We start from the raw sequence: 19,682 nt of genomic DNA on the forward strand, positions 1-19,682 counted from the left end.
CCTGCGAGGCCCTCGTTCTCACGAGCGTCTGTGCCGCCTCTACCCACGCAAGCTTTTCGAGCCTACCGCCCTGCCCAGGAGCAATCGCAGACCTAAGCTCCTACAAATGGGCAAGAGCGTCGCCGTGCAACTGATCGAGGCTCACCTGCTCGAAGGTACGCTCGAGCCGGGCACCGAGATCGGGCTTCGCATCGACCAGACCCTGACGCAGGATGCCACTGGGACCTTGGTCATGCTGGAGCTCGAGGCCATGGGCCTCGAGCGGGTGCGCACCGAGCTGTCGGTCCAATACGTCGATCACAACATCATTCAGGCCGACTACAAGAACCCGGACGATCATCTGTTCTTGCGCAGCGCGTGTCAGCGGTTTGGGATCTGGTTCAGCCCGCCCGGAAATGGCGTGAGCCACCCGGTCCACCAGGAGCGGTTTGGCAAGCCCGGCAAGACCTTGTTGGGCGCCGACAGCCACACCTGCGCGGCTGGGGCGATCGGGATGTTGGCGATCGGGACCGGCGGTCTCGAGGTTGCGATGGCGATGGCTGGCGAGCCCTATCACGTCAACATGCCCGAGATCTGGGGGGTCGAGCTCACCGGTCGATTGCCCGACTGGGTCAGCGCCAAGGACATCATCTTGGAGCTGCTGCGGCGCCACGGCGTGGCCGGCGGGCTCGGGCGGATCATCGAGTATCGGGGCTCGGCGCTGGCGTCGCTGTCCGCGATGGACCGCCACGTGCTCGCCAACATGGGCGCCGAGCTTGGCGCGACCACGACGGTGTTTCCCTCTGACGCGGAGACTCGGCGGTTCCTGACCGCCCAGGGGCGTGAGGCGGACTGGCAACGACTGGTCCCCGAGCCGGACGCACACTACGACCATCACGACCACATCGAGCTGAGCGAGCTCGAGCCGCTGATCGCCATGCCGTCGAGCCCCGGCAACGTGCGAGCCGTCCAAGATGTCGCCGGAGAAGAGATCTATCAGGCCTATATTGGGTCATCGGCCAACCCTGGCTATCGTGACTTCGCGGTGGCCGCGTCGATGGTCGCCGGCAAGCACGTGCACGATCAGGTGTCATTTGATGTCAACCCAGCGTCGCGCCAGGTGTTGATGGACCTGATCCGCGACGAGCACCTCGCGGCATTGGTCGGGGCGGGCGCGCGTCTGCATCAAGTCGGGTGCAATGGCTGCATCGGCATGGGTCAGGCACCCGCGACCGGCAAGCTCAGCCTGCGCACGGTGCCACGCAATTTCCCGGGGCGCTCGGGCACCGAAGACGACCGGGTGTGCCTGGTCAGCCCCGAGACGGCGGTCGCGTCGGCGCTCGCTGGCGTGATCACGGATCCACGCACGATGGACATGCCGTATCCCAGCATCGAGCAACCAGCTCGGGCGTCGGTTCGTGTCGCTCAGGTCGACTTCGTCGCGCCGGTCCCCCTCGAGCAGGCGCGCGGGGTCGAGCTGCGCAAGGGGCCCAACATCAAATCGCTGCCCGCGTTGGGGCCGCTCCCCGATCAGCTGGTGCTACCGATCTTGCTGGAGGTCGGCGATGACATCTCGACAGACGAGATCCTCCCGGCCGGGGTCAACGTGCTCCCGCTGCGGAGCAACATCCCCGCGATCAGCGAATTCACGTTTGCGGCGATCGACAAGACCTACCCCCAGCGAGCCCGCGATACTGGCGACCACGCGATCATTGCGGGGCGGAATTACGGCCAGGGCTCGAGCCGCGAGCACGCAGCGTTGGCGCCGCGAACCCTCGGTCTGCGGGCAGTGCTGTGCGTCAGCTTCGCTCGCATTCACCGTCAGAACTTGATCAACATGGGCGTGCTGCCGCTCGAGTTCATGCACGTGGCGGACTTCGGGCACCTGTCGAATGGGGCGAGGCTGGTCATCGACAATGTCCGCGAGCAGATCGTCAATTCGGAGGTCGTCGAGGTCCGCGAGGTGACCGAGCGGGGGATCGTACGCACGATCCGAACCGTTCGAGCCCGTCACCTGCTGTCGCCGCGCCAGGTCCAGGTGGTGCTCGCAGGCGGGCTGATCCAGTGGATGCGCGCGCAGCTGCTGGCTACATGAACGCGGCGTAGCTGGCGATCTTCGCCAACAGCCGGGGGCCGAGCACCGGGCAGGCCTCGCCGAGCTGGGCGTGAATCTCGATCGCCCCGTCGCGGTAGCTGCGGATCTTGGCGGGCTTCCAGTCGCTCGGCGGCGCCTGCAGGTTGGTGATCCGATCGCCGAGCTTGACCATCCAGATCTCGGGCCCTAGCTGGCGGATCCGGGCCAAGCTGTCGCGCATCTGGGCCGGCTTGTCGCCGACCGCAGAGTCCTTGCTCAGCGCCCGCACGCCGTCGGCGACGTCGCTACCGAAGACCTTGGCGAGCTCGGCGGCGCTGACCGAGGTGTCTTCGACCACGTCGTGCAAGAGCGCGCACTGGATCGCCAGGTCCGGCCGCGCGACCCCAACGCCGAGCTGGGCGCGCACGCTGATCGCGTTGGCGACCTCCATCGCGACGGCGCCGACATGCACGAGATACGGCAGCCCGGTGCCCAGCTCGTGCTGTCCCCGGTGAGCCTCGGCGGCGAACCGCCACGCGGTGAGCCAGGCATCGGGTGACCACAGTGACATGCCCCATCATGCCTCGCGGTCGCGCGGGGGGATACCCCTAAACCGCGCTGACCGGGGGGCAGGATCAACCGTTTTGGCGCGGCGCAAGAACATCATCAGCGCGAGACGAGTCTATTTTGTATGCCCCGCCATCTGTTGTTGTCGTCGCTGGTCCTCACCTGTGGACTGAGCCTTGGATGCTCGGTCACGATGACAACCTCCGCGGCGGGCCACCCGACCCGCTCCGTCCAATCCAGCAGCCGCCTGAGCTCTAGCTCCGGCGGCTGTTGCTGTTCGAGCCGGCCGTCGAGCACGCGGCCCAACACCTCGGGCCCGACCGGCGACCGCGGCGGCCCCCGGCCCAGCAGCAGCCCCAAGCCAACGCCGAAGCCGACCCCACCGAGCGCGCGGCCGATCCCCAAGCCGCCGCGTCCCAAGCCCCAGATTCAGTAGCGCAGACGGGCTCAGGCTGGCGCGCTCTGGGGCCCGCGAACCAGCCGACCGGGGAGCTTACCCGTGGGCTCGTTGGCCTGGCGAATGATCTGACCCGACACGATCGTGTGGGTGATGCCCTCAGCCCGCTGCACGAAGCGGCGACCGTCGGCTGGGAGATCGTAGATCATCTCGGGCGCGTGCAGCTTCATCGCGTCGAAGTCGATCACGTTGAGATCGGCCTTGTAGCCAATCGCGATGCGCCCGCGATCGTCGAGACCATAGAAGCTGGCCGTGTCCGACGACAGGGTCTTGACGATGAACTCGAGCGGCAGCTTGTCACCGCGGGTCCGGTCGCGGACCCAGTGGGTGAGCATGAAGGTCTGGATGCTCGCGTCACAGATCGCGCCACAGTGGGCCCCACCGTCGCCCAGGCCAAGCCGCGTGCGCGGGTGTTGCAGCAGCGTGCGCAGGGCGTCGAGGTTGTTGTGCGCGTAGTTGAAGATCGGAAAATAGACGATGCCGCGCCCGTCGTTCTCCATCATCCAGTCCCAGACCACGCCCGGCGCGACGTCGCCCTTGCGCGCGGCCACGGCGGTCGCCGACTGCTCGGGATCGGGCTCGTAGTTGGGCACCTCGCCCAGCCGGTACATCTTGTGAAAGCTCGAGATGATGTAGTCCTCGAATTCACCGAACGAGAACGGCTTCTCGTTGACGACCCGGTCGCGCGTCGCCTGGTCGCGCAGCCGCGGCAGCCGCTCGGCGAACGGTAGCCCATGCAGCGGCATGTACGTGGGGTAGGGCATGAACGGCACGGCGGTGCCCGCCCAGGTCATCAAGATCCCGTTGGGGCGACCGGCGACCTGGGCCCAGATCGGCAGGTCGTCCCTCTCGGCCTCGTCGAGCAGGCCGAGCATCTGCTTCCAGAGATCGGGCTTTTGATCGGTCTGCAGCAGGTTGAAGCTGACCGAGCAGCCGGCCTCTTGCGCGAGCCGACGCATCCACGGGTACTCCTCGACCATGTCGACGTGGTTGCCGGTCATCTGGAACATCACGCCGCCGCCATCGGCGACCGCGCGGCCCATGGCGAATAGCTCGCGCTCGTCGGCGAAGGTGCCGGGCACGTACTCACCGTCCATGCCCTTGTGGATCGGCGTGCGCGAGGTCGAGAACCCCAGCGCGCCGGCCTCGGTGCCCTCGCGGACGATCTTGGCCATCGCCGCCAGGTCTTCGTCGGTCGCGGCCTCGTGCTTGGCCCCGCGGCGGCCCATCACGTAGGCCCGCAGCGCGCCGTGGGGGACCTGCGCGCAGATGTCGATTGCCCGCGGCTTGCTGTCGATCGCGTCGAGGTACTCGGGGAAGCTCTCCCACGCCCAGATCATGCCCTCGGTCATGGCGGCGCCGGGGATGTCCTCCACGCCCTCCATCAGGCTGATCAACCACTTGCGCTGATCCGGCGCGGCCGGGGCGAACCCGACCCCGCAGTTGCCCATGACCACCGTCGTGACCCCGTGCCAGCTCGACGGCGTGACCTGGGGATCCCAGGTCACCTGGGCATCGTAGTGGGTGTGGACGTCGACGAAGCCCGGCGTGACCAGCTTGCCGGTCGCGTCGATCTCTTCGCGTCCGGGCGGGAGATCGGGATCGATCGCAACGATCTTGGCGTCACGAATGCCAACGTCAGCGCGGCGCCGAGCGGCACCGGTGCCGTCGACGACGGTGCCACCACGGATCACGAGGTCGAAGCTAGGGGCTTCCATTCGCCGCAGGCTATCACGGTCTGGCCCGCGCTCGGCCCGGACGCGGGCCGGAGTTTGCCGCGGCCGCTCACGGCAGGCAGTTGGTCTGCCAGGTCTCCCCGCGGCCGACCGCGAGGTTGATCGGGATCACCAAGGTCGCCACGGGCAAGAAGCCCTCGCAGACCGCGGGAAACGGCCCAATGTGGACGTCCTGGTCGCCGAGCAGGCCCGGCTCGACCACCTCGATCGAGTAGTTGATCGCCGAGTCCACGGCCATCTCGATCTGGTCGACGCAGCCGTTGAGGGCGTCGATGTTCTCGGGGATCGAGTTGTCTTCGGACACCCCGCAGGCGCCAAGGATCTGGTCGACCACGCCCTGCCATTGATCGCCCAGGATGATGAACAGGTTGAAGGCTGGATCGCTGTTGAAGTTCGACCCGTAGGCCCAGGTGTCGTAGCCAGGAACCGCAAACCCGACGCTGGCGCTGGCGCTGAACAGCTCGATGACCGGCCCGTTGGGGTTGGGCGGCAGCAGGTAGTCGATCAGGTCCGACAAGATCAGGTTGTTGATGCTCTTGTCGAGCTGCTTGATCGCGTCGCCGTACCAGTCGTTGATCAGCCGGACCCGAATGTAGCTCTGGTTGAACATGCCGAGCGTGAGCCCGATCAGGCCAAACCTCGACGTGATGAAGGGATCCGGCGGCGCGATGCCAAACAGGCCGTCGGCCTCGGCCTGGGCCCGGGCGATCACATACTCGTTGATCGCCAGCAGGGCGGGGGACATGTGGTCGCGGATCGACGCGGCCAGGGTCTGCCGGTTGGCGAGCAAGCCGTGGGTCGTGGGCTCGAGCGCCATCGCGGCCGTGAGGGCGGCGTCCAGCGTGACGCCTGCGGCCTCGAGCGCGGCGAGATCGGCCTCGGACGGCTCGACCTGGGGATCGAAGCCGGCGTAGGTCATGGTGAGCTCGTCGAGCGCAGCGTTGACCTGCGCGAGCGCGCCCGTGAGCGCCGCGTCGTCGGCGTTGGCCAAGATCCCGGCGTCGTCGAGGGCGGCGTCGCTGGGATAGCCGCCTGGCAGCGGGACCAAGACGTCGTCGAGCCCAGCGAGATCGAGGTTGGGATCGGCGAGCGCGGCTCCTGCCGTGGCCAGGGTCGTGATCGCGTCGATGAGGAGCTGGTCGTCGCCACCGTCGGCGGCGAGCACCGCCGCGAGGCTCGAGCCGCTGGTGCCCAGCGCCGCCCCGACGTCAGCGAGGCGCGAGTCGATCGCGTCATTGAGGACCGCGAGCTCGTGCTCGCTCGACAGCTCCTGGCTGTCGACCTGCGTGCTGCACTCGATCGTCCAGGTCCCGAAGCTCTCGAACGCCCAGCTGTTGCCGCTGTCGACCACGCCGTCGACGGGGGACACGGTGTACTCGAACGCGGGCTGGACCGCCGCCGGGAGCCCGTTCTCGAACAGCATGCACGCGGCCGTCAGCTCACCGTCGTTGTTGGCCTCGCGGATGACGTTGCTGTTGAGGAGCAGGTCGACGCGCATGCCAACGCCCGGATCGCCGTCGCCGTCGCCGGTTGGGTCGCCATCGCCATCACCGGTCGGGTCGCCGTCGCCATCGCCGGTCGGGTCGCCATCGCCATCACCGGTTGGGTCGCCATCGCCATCACCGGTTGGGTCGCCATCGCCATCGCCATCGCCGTCGCCCGTCTCGCCAGCATCGTCGAGCGCACCGTCACCGCCACCGTCGTCGGCGCAGGCGAGCGGGCCAAGCAGGGACAGGGGCAGGGCGAGACACAGACGAAGCGAGCGCAACATGGGGCGCAGGCTCGCATGCCTACCGCTCGACGACCGTGGGCTAGCCAACGCTTTGCGCCAAAAACAGATGGGTATCGACCCGGCCGTGGCGTCTGGTCTGATAGACTCCGCGCGCGTGATCGAGCCGTCCGAGCCCTCTGACGCACCGCCGGACGTCGCCGGCTCGCTGCTCGCCGAGCTCGCCGCTGGCGGTGATCTCGTCGACGAAGGCGGGTTCTCGATCGACGCTGGCAAGGCGCTCGACAAGCTGCGTGGGTTCGCGCTGGCCGACCCGCATGCGTACGTGTTGCTGCTGATCGAGGCCGCGGTGCTCGGTGGCGCGGACCCGATCGAGATCGAGCTGGGGGCCGGCGTCGTCAGCATCGAGCTCGGGCCGATCGAGTTCAGCCGCGAGGAGCTCGAGCAGCTGTTCGCGGCGGTGTTCATCGATCTGTCCGACGCCGATCCGGTCGAGCGTCGCCGCCGACGGGCCCTGCAGAAGCTCGCGTTCGCCTGCAACGCCGCGCTCAGCCTGGAGCCCAAGCAGATCGAGATCGAGTCGGGTGGCCAGGGCAGCGAGGGCCTGCACGTGCGCCTGTCACCCGAGCAGAAGCTCGGCGAGCTCGAGTCGCGCAAGCTGGTCGCGGGCGCGCGGGTGCGTGTGCATCACGGCGCGATCGCCAGCCTCGCTCAGGTTCAGTCGCCCGAGGAGGCGTTGATCCGCTCGCACTGCGCCTACTCGCCGGCGGCGATCTTCATCGGCGACGAGCGGATCAGCCAGGGACTGCGCTTCGCCCTGCACGTGCAGCTCGTGCCCGACGAGCTGCGCTTCTCACCCCAGGTTCGCAAGCGGACCAGGATCACCCTCGATGGTGCGCCGATCGGCCTCGCGGGCCTGCGCTACTCCGGCAACCAGCCCGCGGTGGTCTCGATCCTGACCAACGGCGTGCTCGCCGAGCGGTTCGAGCTTGGCAGCGCGTCGCGCCGGGCGGCGCCCGACTTCGGGGCGATCGTCGACGTCGATCTCCCCAAGGATCTCGGTCAGGCCAAGCTGCTGCGCGGGCCCGAGTTCACCCGCGTGCTCGATGCGATCTGGGCGGTCCACGACAAGATCGCCCCCGCGAAATTTGGTGACGCGACCGGCGTGGCCAGCGACCAGCCGGCCGAGCGCAGTCACGAAGGGATCTACCTGCCGATGTTGATCCTGGGTATCGGTACCGTGCTGACGATGTTCGGGTTCGGGAGCGGGGGTTGGTTGATGACGCTCGGGCTCGCAACCGCGGCGCTCGGCGTGGTGATCTTGTTGTTCCGCATACCACGGAATTAGTGACGCGATGAGTGACACAAACAAAGCTTTGGCCGCGCTGGTTGGCCAGGCCCTCACCCGCACGCGGGCGATCCTCAAGGGCGCGCGCACCAACTTCTTCTGGGATCCCGACTCGCACCAGAACATCCCGCTCGAGCTGCAGCGCTGGGCAGCCGAGCGCCCCCACGATCGCTTCTTGAGCTTCGAGGGTCGCGAGTGGACGATTGGGTCGTTCGACGCCGAGGTCAACCGTCACGCCCGAGCGTGGCGCGAGCTCGGCCTGGCGCGCGGGCAGGTCGTCGCGTTGCTGCTCGATAATCGGCCGGCGTTCCTGTTTCACTTCTACGCGCTGGCCAAGCTCGGAGTCGTCGCCTCGCTGATCAACCCCGCGCTCTCGGGGCCCGCCCTGCATCACGCGCTGACGGTCTGCGAGCCCGCGGCGATCTTGCTGGGCGACGCGCAGCTGCCGGCCGTGCGCGAGCTCGTGGACCAGCCAGGCGACGCGGCGCTGCCGGTCGTCGATGCCCGGGTGCTGGTCGACGTCGAGGGTGACCGCCCCGAGCTCGACTGCGCCCCGTTCTCGGCCTGGAACCCGCGGGTGTCGGGGGTCGTGCCGCTCGCGCTCGGCGAGGCCGAGCTCCAGCAGCTGCACGGGGTGGTCGCCTACATTTATACGAGCGGCACCACGGGCCTGCCCAAGCCCGCGGTCGTCAAGCATCACCGGCTGCGCCGCGGTGGCGACGTGTTCGGCGGCCTCGCGCGCCTGACCACCAGTGACTGCGTGTACTGCTGCCTGCCGCTGTGCCACGCCAGCGGGACCGCGATCGCCGTACCCATGGCGATCTCCGCCCGGGCCCGGCTCACGCTCGCGCGCAAATTCTCCGCGAGTCGGTTCTGGACCGAGTGCCGGGCCGCCAACGCGACCGTGTGCATCTATATAGGTGAGCTGTGCCGGTACCTGTGCAACACGCCGCCCGGTCCCGACGACCGCGCCCACTCGGTCCGCTGCTTCGTCGGCAACGGCCTGCGCCCGGACATCTGGGACGGGTTTTGCGAGCGCTTCGGGATCGAGCGCGTCGGCGAGTTTTATGCCGCGACGGAGGGCAACGCCGAGACCGCCAACTTCCTCAACCGCAGCGGCACCGTCGGCCCGATGCTGCCGTGGAAGATGGCGCTGGCCCGCTGGGATGGCGAGCGCGGCCAGATCTGGCGGGGCGCCGATGGCTTCGCCGTCAAGGTTGGCGCGGGCGAGCCCGGGGTGTTGCTCGGCAAGATCGACGCCCGCAACCCCTACGCTGGCTACACCGATCAGACCGCCAGCCAGCGCAAGGTCCTCACCGATCTGTTCGCGCCCGGCGACGCGTGGTTCGACACCGGTGATCTGCTCTCGCGCGACCGCATGTGGCACCTGCACTTCGTCGATCGGCTCGGCGACACGTTTCGTTGGAAGGGCGAGAACGTGTCGACCCAGGAGGTCGCGCAGGTCCTCGACACCTGCGAGGGCGTGCTCGAGGCCAATGTCTATGGCGTGCAGATCCCCAACAGTGACGGCCGCGCGGGCATGGCCGCGATCGTGGTCACGCCCGAGTTCTCGCCCGAGCGACTGTTCGCCCACGTCAGCGCCGAGCTCCCTGCCTACGCGGCGCCGCGGTTGTTGCGGGTGGTCGAGTGCCTGAGCACGACCGGCACCTTCAAGCACACCAAGGTCGAGCTGCGCGACGAGGGCTGGGACCTCGACCGCGTCCGCGACCTGCTGCTCCTGCGTGACAGCGCCGCCCAGACCTACGTCGAGCTCACGCCCGAGCGGGCGCAGGCGCTGCGCGACGGTAGCTGGCCGGTCTGACAGGCCAGCCTGACCCGCGGCCACGGCGTATCCTACATGTAGGATAGGGTGCGATACACCCGATCACACTGATCAAAAATCTCGGTTTTTTTGCCAGCGGATCAAGCCCTGGGTAGAGCGGTGTCACCGACCACTCCCCCGCGAGCCGCGGGCCAACCCGGGACTGCGATCCCACCAGAGGAATTATCAAAATGGCTCACTTCGAACTCGAGGACGCCTTCAACGACCAGGCCAAGATCAAGGTGATCGGCGTGGGTGGGGCCGGTGGAAACGCCGTCAACACCATGATCGCCGCCAAGGTCCCAGGCGTCGAATTTATCGCTGCGAACACCGACGTGCAGGCGCTCGAGCGCAACCTGGCGCCGCTGACCATGCAGCTCGGCCGCCGCGTCACCCGCGGCCTCGGTGCGGGCGCGAGCCCAGAGCGCGGCCGCGAGGCGGCGCTCGAGAGCGTCAACGAGATCGGCGAGATGCTCGAGGGCGCGGACATGGTGTTCGTGACCGCGGGCATGGGCGGCGGGACCGGGACCGGCGCCGCGCCGATCATCGCCCAAGTCGCCCGGGAGTGCGGGGCCCTGACGGTGGGTGTCGTCACCAAGCCGTTCTCGTTCGAGGGCAAGCGGCGCATGAAATTCGCCCAGATGGGGATCGAGCGGCTCGAGCAGGCCGTCGACACCCTGATCACGATCCCCAACGATCGCTTGCTGCACGTCACCTCGGCCAACACCAGCTTGATGGACGCGTTCGCGCTGGCCGACGAGGTCTTGCAGCACGCGACCCAGGGCGTGTCCGATCTGATCACGGTGCCCGGCATCATCAACGTCGACTTCGCCGACGTGCGCACGATCATGGCCAGCCAGGGTCGCGCGTTGATGGGCATGGGTGTCGCGGGTGACGAAGGCCGGGCCGTGGCCGCGGCGCAGCAGGCGATCAACAGCCCGCTGCTCGAGGACGTCACGATCCAGGGCGCCAAGGGCATCCTGATGAACATCACCTCCGGGCCCAACCTGCGCCTGCACGAGGTCGAAGAGGCCGCGTCGCTGATCATGGAAGCGGCCCACGAGGACTGCAACATCATCTTTGGTGCGGTCGTCGATCCGAACATGGGCGAGACCTTGCGGATCACCGTGATCGCGACCGGCTTCGATCAGCACGAGCCCGAGGAAGAGGTGCTCGGCAACGCGATCGCGGCCCACGTGCATCGCGTGCGTCGGCAGTCGCAGCAGATCCCGATGCCCGGCATGGGCCCGGTTGTCGGCATGGGCGGCATGCCGCAGCAGCCCCCGCAGGTGTTCAGCGGGACCTTGCAGCGCAAGGCCAAGCCGTCCTCGCCCAAGCGGCGCGAGCCGGCCCCGGCGCCGAGCGTCAACCCGATGTACGCCAGCGCCAGCCAGTCGCAGGCACGGATCCCCGCTCCGCCCGCGCCACCGGTGCAGGCCCAAGAGTCGGGCGGCTACCCGCGCAACCCCGCGGTCAGCGGTGGCTGGAGTCGCGGCGAGGCAGCGGCCGCCGATCCACGCGAAGTCCCGGCGTTCCTGCGCCGACGCAGCGAGACCGATGGCGGCGGCTACGTCCGCTAGCGAGTCCGCTAGGGACGCGAAGCTCTAGAAGAATTTACCTCGCAGGGCACTGCGAGCTCTCAGGGAACGGTCGGAAGGGAGCGGACCAATGATGGTCCGCTCCCGCTTTTCGTCGCTCTCATCCACGCCAATTCAACGTCGCGCTAGAATTGAAAAACGACCCTCCAGGGAGGGTCGTTTGGTTCACGCTTGCGCGTGCGGGCGCCTACAGATCGTAGGGGCGGACGGTGCCGCGCTTGTTGCTCTCGGCGCGCTTGATCGCGGCCTCGAGCATCTCGTGCACCTTCTCGGACACGGCCTGGACGAGCTCACCGTCGCTGCGATAGCCAGCGGCACGGACGACGTCCTTGACCTTGCTACCGACGACGACGATCTCGCGGGCCTTCTTGGTTTTTGCGGTCTTCTTCTTGGCTGCCATGTTCTTGTCTCCTGGAGGTATCGTTGGGAACGGGATTCGGAAAGTGGGCTGTAGGTGCCCGATCTCGCGGGTTTGTGAGCGAGAACGCGGACATTGTATGGGAGATGGATCCGCTGACAACACGAAAATTGCCCAAATTCGGACAAATTTGACGGTTTTTGAGCACGCGACGGGAGGCAATTCCCGAAATTCGGCAGATCTCGGGCACTGGCGAACCGGTGGTGAGGCCCGCGTCGGTCGCTGTCACTGCGCACGCAAACAGGCGATCTGAGCCACCAGAGCACCCACGCGCCGGTTTTTTGGGAAATCCCGGAGACACGGCTATCGCAGACGAGCGGCCGATCCGACCTCCCCAAAGAGGATCCCTGGCCGCGCAGAGAGATCCCGTGACGACCCCGATCCGATCCCGCCAGCGCACCAAGCAGCCCGCCGCCGCACGTCGGCCGGTGCCGCGAGCACGAGCCGGAGCCCAGGGCCGCACCCAGCAGCGCGGGCGCAACAGCAAGCGTAAACCGGCGCGAAACGGGGCTAGCGAGGCAATTGCGCCCGAGAAGCGCGTCGCCAGCGGGAGGCTCTCGAGTCGGCTGCGGGCGGTTCGACCCGCGCTCGCCAAGCTGTTCGCGCGCCGCGAGGGCACCCGCGCGACCACGAGTTCACCGCGTGCCGAGCCCAAGCATCGCGAGCCACGAGAGTGGCCGCGGCGGCTGGGCAAGGTCGCGCTCAAGCTCGGCGCGACCGTAGCCGTGGCCTGGGGCTTGCTGATCGCGGGCCGCGAGGTCTACGAGTACGCGACCACGTCGACCCGGTTCGAGGTCCAGCACATCATCTATGACCGCTCGCCGCACGTCGACGACGACCAGCTGCGCGAATTGCTGGCGATCGAGCCGGGCACCAACATCCTCGCGTGTGACCTCGCCGAGCTGAGCGAGCGCGTCGCGGCGCACCCGTGGGTGGCGATGGCGACCGTGACCCGCAACCTGCCCGACACCCTGGGCATCGAGGTCGTCGAGCACGAGCCCGCCGCGATCGTGCTCGCGGGTCGGTTCTACCTGGTCAACGGCGAGGGCCAGCCGTTCAAGGTCGTCGAGCGAGGCGAGCGCTCCGAGCTGCCGATCATCACGGGGGTCGAGCGCAGCGCGCTGGCCGAGGCCGATGGTCAGGCGATCCCCCAGCTGGTCACCGCGCTCGACGTCATTCGTGTGTATCAGAGCAAGCAGCGTCCGCGGCTCGGTGAGCTGCACCTCGACGACGACGGATCGCTGACGCTCTACACCGCCGAGGCCGGCACCCAGCTGCGTCTGGGTCGGACCGATTTCGAGACCCGGCTCGGTCGCTGGGACGCGCTGCGGGCCGCGCTTGGCGACCGCGCGGATCATCTGGCGGTCGTCCACCTCGACAATGAGAGCAAGCCGGATCGGCGTGATCGCGTGGTCGCGCGGTTTGCCACCGAGCACGACGAGGCCGTGCTGCTGGCCCAGGCCGCGAGCGCGCTGGAGTCGGACGACGAGGCTCGAGAACCCACTGCGAAACCGGCCGCGGATCTGACCCCGGCCGAGCGTCGCGCCCAGCGACGCAACCGCATCCCCAGCTACGAGTAACGAGAAGCGGAAGAGGACTGAAGTAATGGCGCAAGTCGGAGAAGTGATCGTCGGACTCGACATCGGGACCACCAAGGTCGCCGCCGTGATCGGTGAGGTGACCTCGTCTGGGATCGACGTCATCGGCGTCGGGACCAGCCCTTCCGAGGGGCTGCGCCAAGGCGTCGTGGTCAACATCGAGGCCACCACCAACAGCATCGCCGCCGCGATCCAGGAGGCCGAGCAGATGGCCGCCGTCGATGTGCAGTCGGTCTATGTCGGGATCGCGGGCGGTCACATCCGCGGGTTCACCAGCCTCGGCCAGGTCAGCATGCGCAACCGCGAGGTCACCGAGGCCGACGTCGCGCGCGTGATCGATCAGGCCAAGGCCGTCAACATCCCGCTCGATCGCCAGATCATTCACACGCTCCCGCTCGAGTACATGATCGACGGTCAGGGCCAGATCCGCGATCCGATCGGCATGAGCGGGGTCCGCATGGAGGTCCGCGCGCACATCATCACCGCCGCGGTGACCTCGGTTCAGAACATCGTGAAGTGCTGCAACCGCGCGGGCCTCGACGTCGTCGAGGTCGTGCTCGAGCCGGTCGCCTCGGCCAACGCGGTGCTGCATGACGACGAGCGCGACCTCGGCGTGGTGCTGGTCGACATGGGCGGCGGCACCACCGACCTGGCGATCTACTCCGAGGGCTCGAACGTCTACACCTCGGTGATCGTGATGGGCGGCCACCGCGTGACCCAGGACATCGCCCACGGACTGCGGACCTCGGTCAACGAGTCCGAGCACATCAAGCGGCAGCACGGCTGCGCGCTCGTGTCTCTGCTCGCGCAAGACGAGATCATTCAGGTGCCCGGCGTCGGGCCGCGGCCGCCGCGGGAGTTCCATCGTCGGTTCTTGTCCGAGATCATCGAGCCGCGCGTCGAGGAGATCCTCGAGCTCGCGCGCCAGGAATTGCTGACCTCGGGGTTCATGGAGCTGGCCGCCTCTGGCGTGGTGTTGACTGGCGGCGCCGCGCAGATGGTCGGGATGACCGAGATCGCCGAGGACATCTTTCAGATGCCCGTGCGGCGCGGGACGCCGGTCTACGCGGACGGCAACGGCCGTGAGATCGGGCTGACTGAGGGTGGATTTGCGAGCGTGATCCAGGATCCGAAGTTTGCGACCGGGGTTGGGTTGGTGCTGTACGGGGCGCGCAACGAGCCGGTCGAGATGCATTTTGACTCGGCGCCGGTTCGGCATGGGGATCCGGGGCGATCCGGGCTTGGACGGTTTGTCGAGCGGGTCCGCGGGATGTTCTGAGCGGGCCGCTAACGCTAGAGCCCGCGAGGGCTCTTCTCGTGGAACTTCGAGTCGAGTTTTTGTCAGCCAGCCACGCGGCCGGTGTCCCGGAGCCTATCACCTCCTCATCCACCGGTCGACGGCCTCGCGTAGGCGGGTCAGAGCCGGAGGATTGTCGTCGTTGGCGGCGGCTGGGGCGAGCACGTACTTGGTACTTTCACGCTCGTGCAATCTGGGGGTCAATGTGGTGACCGAGCAAGCACAGCCCTGGTTCTTTTGGTTGAGTTGGTGCGATGAGCCTACAGCCCCGTGGACCAATATCCGATTGCCGCCAGGTGACACGGAAATACTCGCGATGATGCAACCAGCAATTCTCGAGAGTTGGACGCCCCGGACACGCTTCGGAGCTTGGGTATACGGAAGCCGCACTCGTCGATTTCGCACAGAACAAGCCCTCCGAGGGCGCTTCCATCGCCTGGTAGACTTTGCGGTAGTCCAAGCGGTTCACGCGGCATTTTCCAGCCTCGGCGAAGAAACGAGGGGTAGCACGATGCTCATTCCGATGGAATGCGACGGCACACTTCCGCTAAGTCGAGCAGAAATCGATATGTTGGAGGAGCGAATCCGCAGGTGCCCTGAGGCGGCCGAATCATATATCACCAAGATCGTGATAGATATGGATTTTGTCCTGACGCTCTGCCGCCGGCCGTTCCCGGATTCTGGCGCTGAGGCATGCACATAGGCCCTCATGTTCCCTGACGATGTGTCGTTCTGGGACCGATTTTTCTGATGAGGGCTCCACTAATATTTCTTGGGCCGTACGGTCCGGCCGACCTACACGTCTTCCAGAGCGCGGAGGAGGCGATGAGCTACGCCGAGGCGGCAGACGTCCTCTCGGGAGAATACGGCGTTCACGGTTGGGATGCAGACGGGAAGCCAGTGGCCCTGGTGACGAAACCGTCCGAGAAACAGCCTGGTATGATCGGCAAATTACTTGGGCTGCAACAGAGGCTCGAGGTCGAGGTGCGGGAACTCGAGAGACCGACGGAGCCCGAAATACTGCGCAAGGCGTTGACTGGTCGCCTCGCAGGGCTGAAACCGGAATTCGTCGATGGAGCCGAGAGTATGGTCTTAGACGACTTGATCAGCTTGGTTTGTGAATCGATTGATTATCGTCTCGAGCAAGTTCGGTCGCTGAGGCCGTGGCGCAAGACGCGGCGGTAGCTGCGGTTGTCAAACACCAGCCTGTCGGTCGCGCGGTGCCCCGGCAGGCTGCTGAAACGTCAACCCTCAACTCTGCTACGAAACGAGGAATGTCACACAACTTGAATCTCGCGGGACCCTTGGGGGCTGCGAGCCTAGGCCTCCCAGATCACCTTGGCCCCAGCCGCGTACCATCCGTCACGCTTGCTCCCATACATCTCCTCGAGCACCCCCCGCTTGATCTTCATTGTCGGGGTCAGCTGCTCGCCCTCGATCGTCCAGCGATCTTTGGCGACGACCAAGAACCCCAGTCGCTCGAACTCCTCGATCTTCGCGTTCGTCGCATCCAGGAGGCCCTCGAGCTCGGCCGTGATCCGCTGCTTCACGCCCGGCCGCTCGAGCTTGGGTAGCAATTCCTCGCTGAGCTGCAATACAGCGTGGGTCTTCGGCATCCCCGATCCGGCGACGAGCGAGAGCTCGACGTTTGGGTCGTTGTTCAAGATGTTCTCGATCGGCGCAGGCGCGACATACTTGCCCTTGCTGGTCTTGAACAGCTCCTTGAGCCGCCCGGTGATCCGGAGTCGCTGCTGCGCATCGATGACCCCGAGATCACCGGTCTTCAGGAATCCGTCCGGGGTGAACGCCTCGCGAGTCAGGGCCTCTTGCTTGTAATAGCCAAGCATGGTTCCCGGGCTCTTGACCAGGATCTCGCCCGCCTCCGACAGCTTGCACTCGACGTCCGGGTACGCGTTTCCAATGTACCCGGGCCGCCCGAGGCCGGGCCGGGTGAGGTGCGAGTAGCTGAAGTTCTCGCTCATGCCATAGCCCTCGAGCAGCTCCAACCCCAGATCGCGGTACCACTGGAGCAGCTCGGCGGGGATCGGGGCTGAGCCGCTGCCCGCGAAGCGCACGTGCCCGAGCCCGAGGCCGGCGAGGATCTTCTTTTTGATGATCCCGCGAATGATCGGGATCTTGAGCAATCGATCCAGCTTCGGCTTGGGCAGCTGGGCATACACGCCGAGCTGAAACTTGAGCCACAGGCGCGGGACCGAGAGAAACACGGTCGGCCGGGCGCGGTTGAGATCGGTCATGAAGGTGTCGAGCGAGTCCGCGAAGAACAGGTGGGAGCCGGCGTACAAGGAGACGCAGCCCGACAGCCAGCGGTCCATGGCGTGGGCGAGGGGCAGGTACGAGATCTGGCGCTCGCGCTCGTTGATCCCGAGCTGGGCGACGATGCCCTTGGTCGGGATCGAGATGGTGCGGAAGCTGTGCACGACGCCCTTCGGCGTCCCGGTGCTGCCCGAGGTGTAGATGATCAACGACTCGTCGTCGGCCGCGCGGGTTCGCTTGTCCGCGACCGGCTCGGCGCTCGCAACGATGTCGTCCCAGCTTCGATAGGCTGTGTCTGGCGCGAGCGGCAACGCGACGCAGGGCAGGCCAGCGGGCACGCCTCGCTCGAGCTCGTCCCAGGTGTCGAGCTTGCCGACGAACAGCAGCTTCGCGTCGCTGTGCTCGAGGATGTAGTTGGCGGTGCCCGAGCTGAGCGTTGGATACAGCGCGACCGTGACGTGCCCGGCCATCCAGATCGCCAGCTCGGCGATGATGAAGTGGGCGCAATTCTTCGAGACGATGGCGATCTTCGACTGGGGCTCGAAGCCCAGCGAGTCGAGATACGCGGCCATTCGGGCGGCCTCGTCGAACACCTCAGCGAAGCTGTAGTCGACGACCTCGCCGCCCGCGACGGGCTGGGTCAGGTAGATGTCGCCGCCGCGCGCCTCGACGTGGTGATAGAAGCGCTGCAGCAGCAGGTCGGCGTCGATCGAGCTGGACATCTGGTGTGGATCGTACCCGCCGCGAGTCGGGGGTGGTGGCCGCTTCGATTGCGCGCACTGCCGCGCGCCGGAGCGGCGTCCTGGGTCTGTCACAGTTCCCCATATGAACGATGTTCGGAGCGTTGGATGTGCCGATTGCGCCGATTGCGCGGCGTCGCCCGGATTGGGGTATCCAACATGAACGCATGGGGGCAGGCCAGCAGCGGCGTCGATCTACGCAACTACACGGACAGCACTCTGCTGCCCCGAGAGCCACGCGATCACCCAGGACGGGCTCTCGTGGGGGTCGGACTTCTCGAGCAGCTCGGGGTTTGGGGCGGAGTACCTGTGCTCGAACTGAGCGCGCCGCCGTCGTACCCATAGCGAAACGACCCCCACGGACGCCTCGGCTGTCCGCGGGGGGCGACGTACATGGGCCGGCTAGCGGACCCAGATGGTCCAGCGAGACCGGGCGTTGTTCTGCGAGTTGTTGCAGCAGGTCGTGGACTGGTTGAGCGTGGCCGCCAACCCACCGCCGCAGCTACGGCACCACGCCGAAGGTGGGGCGTTCACGTTGCCGTAGGATGCGTAGCTCGAGTAGGTCGACGGGAAGTGCATCTCCGTCTGTTGGTTCTGTGACCAGCTGCCGTTGCTGGAGGTGCTCGTGTAGTGCGTGCCGTAGTGGCAGACGCCGCCGTTGCAGTTGCCCCACCCGAGCGTCGCGGCGCACTGGTAGGCCAGATCGCCGTCGGGCGCAGGTCCGACCAGCTTGGCGTAGGTCACCGACACGGAGTCCTGGTTACACACCTTGCTCCACGCCATGGCGTTGGGCTTGGCGACCTTGATCGCCGAGTCGTAGTCGCCGATCACACAGTTCGCGCAGTTGGCGTTCTCCTTGTCGGCGAACACGAAGTCGCTTGCGTTGGCCCAGAACAGATCGATGTCGAACTGCCAGTTGGTCGCGCGCGGGAGATCGGGCACGCCGAGGGTCGCGTCCAGATCGGGCTGACCGGTGTTGTCGGAGTCGACCACGCGGTTGAGGATCAACGTCCAGCCGCCGCCGTCGGTCGTCATGTCACAGAAGACCTGGAAGGGGTTCGCGCCGCCGTTGCCGTCGGGGTCGATCATGTACAGGCCATCGCTGGCGTTTTGGTCCTGGGCGAGGATGTCCTTGCAGCTGGCGGTGAGCTCGGAGGTGCAGTCGGACGCGCAGCCGTCGTTGTTGTCGAGGTTGCCGTCGTCGCACTCTTCGTTCCCGGCCCACACGAAGCCGTCGCCGCAGACCGGGCCCACGCACATGCCGACGCAGTCGTCGGTGTCGTCCATGTTGCCGTCGTCGCACTCCTCGTTGTTCTCCCACACGAAGCTGTCGCCGCACGTGGCCAGCTCGCAGGTGTCGAGGCAGTCGTCGGTGTTCTCGCCGTTGCCGTCGTCGCAGGCCTCGTTGTCGAGCCACACGAAGCCGTCGCCGCAGGCAGCGGGCTGACACGTCGACGGGCAGTCGTCGGTGTCGTCCATGTTGGCGTCGTCGCAGCCCTCGCCCATCTGCACCACACCGTCGCCGCAGCCCGCGGGCATGCACGCGTTGGAGCACTCGTCGTCGTCGACGGCGTTGGCGTCGTCGCAGCCCTCGCCGGGGCCGACGTAGCCGTCGCCGCAGGTGGCCGCGAGGCAGCCCTCGACGCAGGCGTCGTCGTTCTCGGCGTTGCCGTCGTCGCACTCTTCGTTGTCTTGCATGATCCCGTCGCCGCAGACCGGGAGCGTGCAGGCGTTGGAGCACGCATCGGTGTCGACGGGGTTGCCGTCGTCGCACTCTTCGCCGGGGTCGACCACGCCGTCGCCACAGCCGCCGCCCGGGTCGCCGTCACCATCGCCGGTTGGATCGCCGTCGCCGTCGCCGTCGCCGGTTGGGTCACCGTCGCCGTCGCCGGTCGGGTCACCGTCGCCGTCGCCGGTCGGGTCACCGTCGCCGTCGCCGGTCGGGTCACCGTCACCATCGCCGGCGGTCTCCGTGGCAGAGGTGCCCGTCTCCGCCACGATGGAGTCATCGCTGGGGCATCCGACGAGGCCGCTGAGCGCAGCGA

General features: G+C 67.1%; 13 protein-coding genes. 7 read left to right on the plus strand and 6 right to left on the minus strand.

The features are described from left to right. Nucleotides 1-106: 106 nt before the first annotated feature. Nucleotides 107-2,074: an aconitate hydratase gene (locus ENSA7_RS01470; protein ID WP_106087386.1), complete on the plus strand. Its 1,968-nt coding sequence runs from the start codon at nucleotides 107-109 to the stop codon at nucleotides 2,072-2,074. Here ENSA7_RS01470 and ENSA7_RS01475 read toward each other — a convergent pair. The 3 genes from ENSA7_RS01475 to ENSA7_RS01490 form a co-directional block, all read right to left on the minus strand. Beyond that, complete coding sequence (locus tag ENSA7_RS01475) at nucleotides 2,067-2,624, minus strand: HD domain-containing protein (RefSeq protein WP_106087387.1); 558 nt, start codon at nucleotides 2,622-2,624, stop codon at nucleotides 2,067-2,069. The genes ENSA7_RS01470 and ENSA7_RS01475 overlap by 8 nt on opposite strands. A 443-nt stretch (nucleotides 2,625-3,067) precedes the next feature. Continuing rightward, nucleotides 3,068-4,795 (minus strand): N-acyl-D-amino-acid deacylase family protein, encoded by a 1,728-nt coding sequence (locus ENSA7_RS01485; protein ID WP_106087389.1) that lies wholly within the window; start codon nucleotides 4,793-4,795, stop codon nucleotides 3,068-3,070. A gap of 67 nt (nucleotides 4,796-4,862) precedes the next feature. Continuing rightward, a complete protein-coding gene (locus tag ENSA7_RS01490; RefSeq protein WP_106087390.1) occupies nucleotides 4,863-6,584 on the minus strand; it encodes a hypothetical protein in 1,722 nt (573 codons plus the stop codon). A gap of 115 nt (nucleotides 6,585-6,699) precedes the next feature. Between ENSA7_RS01490 and ENSA7_RS01495 the strand changes: the two genes are divergently transcribed. The 3 genes from ENSA7_RS01495 to ftsZ all read left to right on the plus strand — a co-directional run bounded on the left by ENSA7_RS01495 (nucleotide 6,700) and on the right by ftsZ (nucleotide 11,292). After that, nucleotides 6,700-7,890, plus strand: coding sequence for a hypothetical protein (locus tag ENSA7_RS01495; protein WP_146157201.1), 1,191 nt, complete (start codon nucleotides 6,700-6,702; stop codon nucleotides 7,888-7,890). A 7-nt stretch (nucleotides 7,891-7,897) separates the two neighbouring features. Then, nucleotides 7,898-9,712, plus strand: a complete 1,815-nt coding sequence (locus ENSA7_RS01500) for a long-chain-acyl-CoA synthetase (protein ID WP_106087392.1) — start codon at nucleotides 7,898-7,900, stop codon at nucleotides 9,710-9,712. Between the two features lie 191 nt (nucleotides 9,713-9,903). Continuing rightward, a complete protein-coding gene (ftsZ, locus tag ENSA7_RS01505; RefSeq protein WP_106087393.1) occupies nucleotides 9,904-11,292 on the plus strand; it encodes a cell division protein FtsZ in 1,389 nt (462 codons plus the stop codon). A gap of 205 nt (nucleotides 11,293-11,497) precedes the next feature. Here ftsZ and ENSA7_RS01510 read toward each other — a convergent pair whose 3' ends face one another. Then, nucleotides 11,498-11,710: a hypothetical protein gene (locus ENSA7_RS01510; RefSeq protein WP_052547863.1), complete on the minus strand. Its 213-nt coding sequence runs from the start codon at nucleotides 11,708-11,710 to the stop codon at nucleotides 11,498-11,500. A 386-nt stretch (nucleotides 11,711-12,096) separates the two neighbouring features. Here ENSA7_RS01510 and ENSA7_RS01515 point away from each other — a divergent pair, with 386 nt between their 5' ends. From ENSA7_RS01515 to ENSA7_RS01525, 3 genes are all read left to right on the plus strand, one after another. After that, on the plus strand, nucleotides 12,097-13,308 hold the full coding sequence (locus ENSA7_RS01515) for a cell division protein FtsQ/DivIB (protein ID WP_181232909.1): 1,212 nt from the start codon (nucleotides 12,097-12,099) through the stop codon (nucleotides 13,306-13,308). A 25-nt stretch (nucleotides 13,309-13,333) separates the two neighbouring features. Beyond that, nucleotides 13,334-14,605 (plus strand): cell division protein FtsA, encoded by a 1,272-nt coding sequence (gene ftsA, locus ENSA7_RS01520; protein WP_244923680.1) that lies wholly within the window; start codon nucleotides 13,334-13,336, stop codon nucleotides 14,603-14,605. A 768-nt stretch (nucleotides 14,606-15,373) separates the two neighbouring features. Beyond that, nucleotides 15,374-15,808: a hypothetical protein gene (locus tag ENSA7_RS01525; protein WP_106087395.1), complete on the plus strand. Its 435-nt coding sequence runs from the start codon at nucleotides 15,374-15,376 to the stop codon at nucleotides 15,806-15,808. A 134-nt stretch (nucleotides 15,809-15,942) separates the two neighbouring features. Here the strand turns inward: ENSA7_RS01525 and ENSA7_RS01530 are convergent, their stop codons facing one another. Further along, on the minus strand, nucleotides 15,943-17,619 hold the full coding sequence (locus ENSA7_RS01530) for an AMP-binding protein (protein ID WP_106087396.1): 1,677 nt from the start codon (nucleotides 17,617-17,619) through the stop codon (nucleotides 15,943-15,945). 420 nt (nucleotides 17,620-18,039) lie between these two features. Next, nucleotides 18,040-19,682, minus strand: a 1,643-nt coding sequence (locus tag ENSA7_RS01535; protein ID WP_146157203.1) for a DUF4215 domain-containing protein, incomplete at its 5' end; no start/stop codon positions are given.

It is taken from the genome of Enhygromyxa salina (genome assembly GCF_002994635.1).
GTDB lineage: Bacteria > Myxococcota_A > Polyangia > Nannocystales > Nannocystaceae > Plesiocystis > Plesiocystis salina_B.